Annotated in this window: 7 protein-coding genes; all 7 read left to right on the forward strand. The window is 64.7% G+C overall.

Annotated features, from left to right (window positions below):
• Positions 1-1200: CmpA/NrtA family ABC transporter substrate-binding protein (locus EN925_RS11325; RefSeq protein WP_128336541.1), on the forward strand; the 1200-nt coding region annotated here is incomplete at its 5' end.
• Positions 1201-1562: 362 nt separating this feature from the next.
• Complete coding sequence (locus EN925_RS11330; RefSeq protein ID WP_127384586.1) at positions 1563-2879, forward strand: CmpA/NrtA family ABC transporter substrate-binding protein; 1317 nt, start codon at positions 1563-1565, stop codon at positions 2877-2879.
• Between the two features lie 68 nt (positions 2880-2947).
• Positions 2948-3838 carry a nitrate ABC transporter permease gene (gene ntrB / locus EN925_RS11335; RefSeq protein ID WP_013530458.1) on the forward strand — a complete coding sequence of 297 codons (891 nt, stop codon included), beginning with the start codon at positions 2948-2950 and terminating at the stop codon, positions 3836-3838.
• An 11-nt stretch (positions 3839-3849) separates the two neighbouring features.
• A complete protein-coding gene (locus EN925_RS11340) occupies positions 3850-4647 on the forward strand; it encodes an ABC transporter ATP-binding protein (RefSeq protein ID WP_013530459.1) in 798 nt (265 codons plus the stop codon).
• A 4-nt stretch (positions 4648-4651) separates the two neighbouring features.
• Positions 4652-7102, forward strand: coding sequence for a nitrite reductase large subunit NirB (gene nirB / locus EN925_RS11345; RefSeq protein ID WP_127384585.1), 2451 nt, complete (start codon positions 4652-4654; stop codon positions 7100-7102).
• 5 nt (positions 7103-7107) lie between these two features.
• A complete protein-coding gene (gene nirD / locus EN925_RS11350; protein WP_024503964.1) occupies positions 7108-7437 on the forward strand; it encodes a nitrite reductase small subunit NirD in 330 nt (109 codons plus the stop codon).
• A gap of 4 nt (positions 7438-7441) precedes the next feature.
• Positions 7442-9292, forward strand: a 1851-nt coding sequence (locus EN925_RS11355; RefSeq protein ID WP_245487217.1) for a molybdopterin-dependent oxidoreductase, incomplete at its 3' end; no start/stop codon positions are given.

Consider the following 9292-nt stretch of genomic DNA (forward strand, 5'->3'; position numbering starts at 1 on the left):
ATGCCGCTTTTCGACAGCGCCGTGCTGGTCGCGGCGGGCGAACTTGGCTTCGCCGCGCAAGAAGGCATCGATCTGAAGCTGCACCGCGAGACATCCTGGGCCAACATCCGCGACCGCATCGCCATCGGCCACTTCCATCTCGCGCATATGCTGGGACCAATGCCGCTCGCCTGCAATCTCGGGCTGACGCCGCTGGCCTCGGAAACCATCGTGCCGTTCTCGCTCGGCCTCGGCGGCAATTGCGTCACCATCTCCAATGCCGTTTGGGCCGGTATGGCGGCACACGGCGCCGAGGCCGACCTAGACCCGGCGCGCGCCGGTGCCGCACTTGGCGCGCTCATTCGCGAGCGCGCTGCGGCCGGTGGCGATCCGCTGCGCTTTGCCGTGGTGCATCCGCATTCCGGGCACAATTACGAATTGCGCTACTGGCTCGCCGCCTGCGGCATCGATCCGCGCCAAGAGATTGAGATCGTCATCGTGCCGCCGCCCTTCATGGCCGATGCGCTGGCCGCCGGCCGCATCGACGGCTACTGCGTCGGCGAACCCTGGAACAGCGCTGCGGTGGCCGCCGGCACCGGCCACATCGTCACCGTCAAGGCGCGGATATGGCGCAACAGCCCGGAGAAGGTGATCGGCGTGCGCAAGGCTTGGGCAGACGAAAACCCCGAGGCCTTGGCGGCGCTGCTGCGCGCGCTGCATCACTCGGCGCGCTGGTGCCAGGATCCGGCCAACCATGGCGAACTGGCCGGGGTAATGGTGCAGGCCGGCTTCCTCGGCCTGCCGCCGACCGTGCAGATGCCGATCCTGACCGGCCATCTCCAACTGGGCGGCGGTGCGGAGCGGACCATCGACGACTTCTTCCTCCCCTTCGATAAGGCGGCGAACTTTCCGTGGAAGAGCCATGCGCTGTGGTTCTACACGCAGATGGTGCGCTGGGGGCACGTGGCGCACACGCCTGAAAATCTCGCCATCGCCCGCGATTGCTACCGTCCCGACCTCTACCGTTCGGCGCTGAAGCCGCTCGGCGTCGCGCTTCCCGGCGCCAATTCGAAAGTCGAGGGTGCGCTCCAAATTGCCACCGCGGTCGGCGCGACAGGCGCCGGCCTTGTGCTCGGTCCGGACGGTTTCTTCGACGGTCAGATCTTCGATCCTGACGAGATCGATGCGTACATTACCGGCCAGAAATTTGCCGAGATTTAGGCCTGATCATTTCCGCGCCATCCTTGTGCATTGCACAAAAATTGTGCGCGCGATTGCCCTAATGAACAATCTTTGGCCTTCCGGCCATAGGGTTCAGTGCGCCGGCGATCAGCGCAGGCTGCTGATTTCATTGGCCTTTTTCACCTCTCTCAAAACTGGCACGGTTCCTGCTTTGAAATAGACAGGCCCTTTGCGGGTCACGGAACAGGCGTCCAATGGCGGGCGCCACAGGCAAAGCTGCCGCTCAGGTTCATGCGCGCTCCCGGTCACCCGGACGCGAAGACCTGGCTGGCGGCTTTTTTGTTTTGATCAACACGCAATCGACGACGCGGATCTCAAGCCGCGCCCAACCGGAGACGACGATGACGAAACGGATCAGGACTGGAACGACCCTCAAAGACATGACGCGCCGCGATTTTCTGGTCAGCAGCGCGATGACGGCCGGCCTGTTCGTGGCGGCCCGCAAGCTCTTCCCTTCCGGCGCCTATGCCGCGACCGCCACTCCGGAGGTCACCGGCGCCAAGCTGGGCTTCATTGCGCTCACCGATGCGGCCCCGCTGATGATCGCCAAGGAGAAGGGGCTGTTCGCCAAGTTCGGCATGCCTGACGTCGAGGTGCTCAAGCAGGCCTCCTGGGGTGCGACACGCGACAATCTGATGCTCGGCGGCGCGGCCAACGGCATCGACGGCGCCCATATCCTGACGCCGCTGCCTTACCTCATGCACACCGGCAAGGTGACGCAGAACAACCAGCCGATGCCGATGGCGATCGTGGCGCGGCTCAACTACGACTGCCAGGGCATTTCGGTCGCCCAGGAATATGCCGGCACCGGTGTCGGCCTCGACGCCTCGAAGCTGAAAGACGCCTTCGCCGCCAAGAAGGCGACCGGCAAGGAAATCAAAGCCGCCATGACCTTCCCGGGCGGAACCCATGATCTCTGGCTGCGCTATTGGCTGGCCGCCGGCGGCATCGATCCCGACAAGGACGTCTCGACCATCGTCGTACCGCCGCCGCAGATGGTGGCCAACATGAAGGTCGGCAATATGGACGTGTTCTGCGTCGGCGAGCCGTGGAACGAGCAACTCGTCCACCAGGGCGTCGGCTTCACCGCCGCCACGACAGGCGAATTGTGGAAGGGCCATCCCGAAAAGGCGCTCGGCCTGCGCGCCGAATTCATCGAGAAATATCCGAACGCCACCAAGGCGATCTTGATGGCCGTCATGGAAGCCCAGCAATGGTGCGAGGCCACCGAGAACAAGGACGAGATGGCCGCCATCATCGGCAAGCGGCAATGGATGAACGTGCCCGTCGCCGACATCATCGGCCGCCTCAAGGGCGACATCAACTATGGCAATGGCCGCGTCGCCAACGGCACCGATCTCTCCATGAAGTTCTGGAAGGGCGGCGTCTCTTATCCGTTCAAGAGCCATGATGCGTGGTTCCTTGCCGAGAACATCCGCTGGGGCAAGTTCGCGCCGACCACCGACATCAAGGCGCTGGTCGACCAGGTCAACCGCGAGGATCTGTGGCGCGAGGCGGCCAAGGATCTCGGCGTCGCGGCAGCCGACGTTCCGGCGTCGTCGTCGCGCGGCGTCGAGACCTTCTTCGACGGCAAGATTTTCGATCCGGCCAACCCGTCCGCCTATCTCGACAGCCTGAAGATCAAGGCATCGGCGTAGCCTGATCGCAAGCGGCGCGCATGCGCCGCTTGCGATCACTACCTGCCCCCAAGGAGTTTTCCCCAGACATGTCGATCCAGACTATCGAGGACACCAAGGTGAAGGCCTTTCCCGCCAAGCCGGCGGAGGTCATCGCCTTCACTGCCAAGGCACGGCGCCGCTTCGAGCCGCTCGCCATCGCCGGCAAACTGGCGAGTGCGCTGGTGCCGCCCATCATCGTCATCGCGCTGATGCTGGTCGTCTGGCAGATCGCCTGTTCGTCGCCGACATCGAGCCTGCCGCCGCCGACCCAGGTGTGGAACGAGGCTTACGACCTGATAGCGCATCCGTTCTTCGACAATGGCCCGCAGGATATAGGTCTGGCCTGGCGCGTGCTGATCTCGCTGCAGCGCGTCGCCGTCGGCTTCGGCCTGGCGGCGGTCGTCGGCGTCGCGCTCGGTGCGCTGGTCGGCCAGTCGATCTGGGCGATGCGCGGCCTCGACCCGGTGTTCCAGATCCTGCGCACGGTGCCGCCGCTGGCTTGGCTGCCGCTGTCGCTGGCGGCGTTCCGTGATTCCAGCCCGTCGGCGATCTTCGTCATCTTCATCACCTCGATCTGGCCAATCATCATCAACACCGCGGTCGGCGTGCGCAACATTCCCGAGGACTACCGCAACGTCTCGCGCATCCTGCGGCTCAACCAGTTCGAATTCTTCGTCAAGATCATGGTGCCGGCCGCCGCGCCTTACATCTTCACCGGCTTGAGGATCGGCATCGGCCTATCCTGGCTCGCCATCGTCGCCGCTGAAATGCTGACTGGCGGCGTCGGCATCGGCTTCTTCATCTGGGATGCGTGGAACTCGTCGCGGCTGCCCGACATCATCGTCGCGCTCGCCTATATCGGCGTCACCGGCTTCTGCCTCGACCGGCTGGTCGCGGCGGTCGGCGCCTTCGTCACCCGCGGCACAACAGCAAAGTGAGGAGAGGGGCGATGACGGCCTATCTGAAGCTCGACCATATCGACAAATCCTTCACGCGTGGTGCCCAGGTCAGCGAGGTGTTGAAGGACATCAGGCTGACCATCGACAAGGGCGAATTCGTCTCCATCATCGGCCATTCCGGCTGCGGCAAGTCGACCCTGCTCAATCTGATCGCCGGGCTGACCAAGGTGTCGGCCGGCGCCGTGCTGCTCGAGGACAAGGAGGTCGACAGCCCTGGACCGGAACGCGCCGTGGTGTTCCAGAACCACTCGCTGCTGCCGTGGCTGACCGTCTACGAAAACATCAACCTGGCGGTGTCGAAGGTCTTCGGACGTTCGAAGAGCAAAGTCGAGCGGCATGACTGGATCATGCGCAATCTCGACCTCGTGCAGATGGCGCATGCCAAGGACAAACGCCCGGCGGAAATCTCCGGGGGCATGAAGCAGCGCGTCGGTATCGCCCGGGCGCTGGCGATGGAGCCGAAGATCCTGCTGCTCGACGAGCCGTTCGGCGCGCTCGATGCGCTGACGCGGGCCCATCTGCAGGACGCGGTGATGGACATCCATTCCAGGCTCGGCTCGACGACGATCATGATCACCCATGACGTCGACGAGGCGGTGCTGCTCTCCGACCGCATCGTCATGATGACCAACGGTCCGGCGGCGACCATCGGCGAAGTGCTTGCCGTGCCGCTGGCGCGGCCGCGCCGGCGCGTCGAACTCTCTTCCGACCGGACCTTCCTGCGCTGCCGCGAGGCGGTTCTGAAGTTCCTCTACGAACGCCACCGCTTCGTCGAAGCCGCGGAGTAGCACCATGAGCGAAAGACTTGTCATCATCGGCAATGGCATGGCCCCCGGGCGCATGCTGGAGCACCTGCTGGAACAGGCTCCGGGCCGCTACACCGTCACCATCTTCAACGCCGAGCCGCGCGTCAATTACGACCGCATCATGCTGTCGCCGGTGCTGTCGGGCGAGAAGGCCTATGAGGAGATCATCATCCATGGCGACGGCTGGTACATCGCCAACAACATCACCCTCTACAAGGGCCATAAGATCGTTGCCATCGACCGGACGGCGAAGACCGTCACCTCGGATCACGGCGTCACCGAGCCCTACGACAAGCTCGTCATCGCCACCGGCTCGGTACCGTTCATCATTCCGGTGCCGGGCCATGACCTGCCGGGCGTGCTGACCTATCGCGATCTCGACGACGTGCAGGCGATGATGCTCGCTGCCCAGTCGCGGGCCAAGGCGGTGGTCATCGGCGGCGGCCTGCTGGGTCTGGAGGCGGCGGCGGGCCTCAACGCGCAAGGCATGGACGTCACCGTGCTGCATGTCATGCCGACTTTGATGGAGCGCCAGCTCGATCCGGCCGCCGGCTATCTCTTGCAGCGCGCGGTGGAGCAGCGCGGCATCAAGGTCATCACCAAGGCCAACACCCAGGCGATCACAGGCAACGGCAAGGTCGGGCAGGTGGAACTTGCTGACGGCACCATTATCCCAGCAACGCTTGTGGTGATGGCCGTCGGCATCCGGCCGAATTCGGCGCTGGCCAAACAGGCCGGCATCGCCGTTAACAGGGGCATCGTCGTCGATGCCGGCATGCGCAGCAACGATCCCGACATCTACGCGCTCGGCGAATGTGCCGAGGTCAACGGCCAGGTCTATGGCCTCGTCGCGCCGCTCTACGAGATGGCGCGCGTTGCAGCCAGCCAGCTTGCCGGCGACGAAGCGGCGGCCTTCGTCCATATGGACACGCCGACCAAGCTCAAGGTCACCGGAATCGAACTGTTCTCGCTCGGAGACTTCGCCGATGGTGACGACCGCCAGGAGATCGTGCTGCGCGATGCTTCGGCCGGCGTCTACAAGCGGCTGGTGCTGAAGGACGACCGCATCATCGGCACCGTGCTCTATGGCGAGACGGCCGACGGCGCCTGGTTCAACGACCTGAAGAAGAAGCAGACCGACATATCGGAGATGCGCGATACGCTTATCTTCGGCCAGTCCTACCAGGGGGGTGCCCCGCTGGACCCTATGGCGGCCGTTGCAGCCTTGCCGGATGATGCGGAGATCTGCGGCTGCAACGGCGTTTGCAAGGGAAAGATCACCGGCGCGATCACGGCCAAGGGCCTGACCTCGCTCGACGACGTGCGCGCCCATACCAAGGCCTCGGCCTCCTGCGGCTCCTGTACCGGGCTGGTCGAGAAGCTGATGGTGCTGACCATCGGCGACAAATACAATCCAGCGGCGGTGCAGCCGATGTGCGGCTGCACGACGCTCGGCCATGACGAGGTCCGCCGGCTGATCATCGCCAAGCGCCTGAAGACCATTCCCGCCGTCATGCAGGAACTGGAATGGACGACCTCCTGCGGCTGCGCCAAATGCCGGCCGGCGCTCAATTACTATCTCGTCTGCGACTGGCCGGACGACTACGCCGACGACTACCAGTCGCGCTTCATCAACGAGCGCGTCCACGCCAACATCCAGAAGGATGGCACCTATTCGGTGGTGCCGCGCATGTGGGGCGGGGTGACCAATGCCGCTGAACTGCGCGCCATCGCCGACGTTGTCGACAAGTTTGAAATCCCGATGGTCAAGGTCACCGGCGGCCAGCGCATCGACATGCTCGGCATCCGCAAGGAAGACCTGCCGGCGGTGTGGGCCGATCTCGGCCAGGCCGGCTTCGTCTCCGGCCACGCCTATGCCAAGGGGTTGCGCACGGTGAAGACCTGCGTCGGCTCGGACTGGTGCCGCTTCGGCACGCAGGATTCGACGGGCCTCGGCATCCGCATCGAAAAATTCATGTGGGGCTCGTGGACGCCGGCCAAGGTCAAGATGGCGGTGTCGGGCTGTCCGCGCAACTGCGCCGAGGCGACCTGCAAGGATGTCGGCGTCATCTGCGTCGACTCCGGTTACGAGATCCATTTTGCCGGTGCGGCCGGCCTCGACATCAAGGGCACCGAAGTACTCGGGCTTGTGAAGACTGAGGACGAGGCGCTGGAGCATATCGTGGCGCTGACGCAGATGTACCGCGAGCAGGGCCGCTACCTCGAGCGCATCTACAAATGGGCCAAGCGCATCGGCATCCCCGAGATCAAGCGCCAGATCATGGACGATGGCGACAAGCGCAAGGCCTATTACGAGCGCTTCGTCTTCAGCCAGAAATTCGCCCAGGTCGACCCGTGGTCGGAACGCGTTTCCGGCAAGGACAAGCACGAATTCCGGCCAATGGCTTCGGTCGGTTTTGCGCAGGCGGCGGAGTGAGCGTCATGAACTGGATATCGATAGGCTCTCTCTCCGACATCCCTCGCCGCGGCGCGCGCTGCGTCGCCACGCCGGAAGGAAAAATCGCGGTCTTCCGCACCCAGGACGATCAGGTCTACGCTATCGACGATCATTGCCCGCACAGAGGCGGACCGCTCAGCCAGGGCATCGTGCACGGCACGGCGGTGACCTGTCCCTTGCACAATTGGGTGATTTCGCTGGAAACGGGCAAGGCGCTCGGCGCCGACGAGGGCGCGGTGCGCACCATTCCGGTGCGGATCGAAGGCGAGCATCTGTTCATTGCGCTGGAAGCGCTGGCCAGCCGCGCGGCTTGACCCCATGGAGATCGATGAAGCGCGCGAGGTGAGGACCACCTGCCCCTATTGCGGGGTGGGCTGCGGCGTGCTGGCGAAGGTCGCCGCGGACGGGCAAGTGTCCGTGCGCGGCGACCCCGACCACCCGGCCAATTTCGGCCGGCTCTGCTCCAAGGGCTCGGCACTGGCCGAGACCATCGATCTCGACGGCAGGCTGCTTCATCCGGAGATCCACGGCCGCCGCGCCGGCTGGGACGAGGCGCTCGACCTCGTCGCCTCGACCTTCTCGCAAACCATTGCCGAGCACGGGCCCGATGCGGTCGCCTTCTATGTCTCCGGCCAGTTGCTGACCGAGGACTACTACGTCGCCAACAAGCTGATGAAGGGCTTTGTCGGCTCCGCCAACATCGACACCAATTCGCGCCTGTGCATGGCCTCTTCGGTCGCCGGCCACCGCCGCGCTTTCGGCTCCGACACCGTGCCCGGAACCTATGATGATCTGGAGCTTGCCGACCTGATCGTGCTGGTCGGCTCCAATCTCGCCTGGTGCCATCCGGTGCTCTACCAGCGCATCGCGGCTGCCCGGGAAAAGCGGCCGGAGATGAAGATCGTGCTGGTCGACCCGCGTCGCACCATGACCGCTGACATTGCCGATATGCATCTGGCGATCGCGCCGGATGGCGACATCGCTTTGTTCACTGGCCTGCTCGCCTATCTCGGCCAGCACAATGCGCTCGACCGCACCTATATCACGACGCACACGACGGGCTTCGGGCAAGCGCTTTTCGCCGCCTCCGCGCTGGACCTGGCTGGCGTCGCTGCTGCCACGGGCCTGAGCGAGGACGAGCTTGACCGGTTCTACAGCCTGTTCGCGGCGACCTCCAAGACCGTGACCGTCTACAGCCAAGGGGTGAACCAGTCGTCTTCGGGCACCGACAAGGTCAATGCCATCATCAACTGCCATTTGGCCACCGGCCGCATCGGCAAGCCAGGGGCAGGGCCGTTTTCGGTGACCGGCCAGCCCAACGCCATGGGCGGGCGCGAGGTCGGCGGCATGGCCAACATGCTGGCCGCCCATATGGAGATCGAAAACCCCGATCATCGCGACCGCGTGCAGCGCTTCTGGAACGCGCCGGCCGTTGCCGGAAAGCCCGGCCTGAAGGCAGTCGAGATGTTCAAGGCGGTTGCCGACGGGCACATCAAAGCGCTGTGGATCATGGCCACCAACCCGGTCGATTCGATGCCGGACGCCGATGCCGTCGAAGCGGCGATCAAGGCGTGCCCGTTCGTGGTGGTGTCGGACGTGCTGGCCCGGACCGATACCGTCCGCCACGCCCATGTCCGGCTGCCCGCCGCCGCCTGGGGCGAGAAGGATGGCACCGTCACCAATTCCGAACGCCGTGTGTCGCGCCAGCGCGCGTTTTTGCGCGTGCCCGGAGATGCGCTGCCTGACTGGCGGATTATTGCCGAGGTGGGCAAACGGATGGGGTTTGGTGAGGCGTTTTCCTACGCGTCGCCGGCGGAGGTGTTTGCCGAGCATGCCGCGCTGTCGGGGTTCGAGAATGATGGTGCGCGGGATTTCGACATCGGGGCTTATGCCGGGGTTGATGGGGAGGGATATGAGGCGCTTGAGCCGTTCCAATGGCCAGCGCCGAGCCAAGGCGCCCCCCTCTGGCCTGCCGGCCATCTCCCCCTCAAGGGGGGAGATCGGCTGTCATGGCCGTCTTCGCCAATTCACAACGTCGCAAAGCGAAAGCGGTCGGCGAAGCTGCCAATCTCCCCCCTTGAGGGGGAGATGGCCGGCAGGCCAGAGGGGGGCGCTCAAGCTGGAGGTTGGCCAGAAGGGGTCGGCACGACTGGGCTCCAGGCTCGCTTC

The sequence above is a fragment of the Mesorhizobium sp. M7A.F.Ca.US.006.04.2.1 genome, assembly GCF_004022915.1.
In the GTDB taxonomy this organism is placed as follows: Bacteria; Pseudomonadota; Alphaproteobacteria; order Rhizobiales; family Rhizobiaceae; genus Mesorhizobium; species Mesorhizobium ciceri.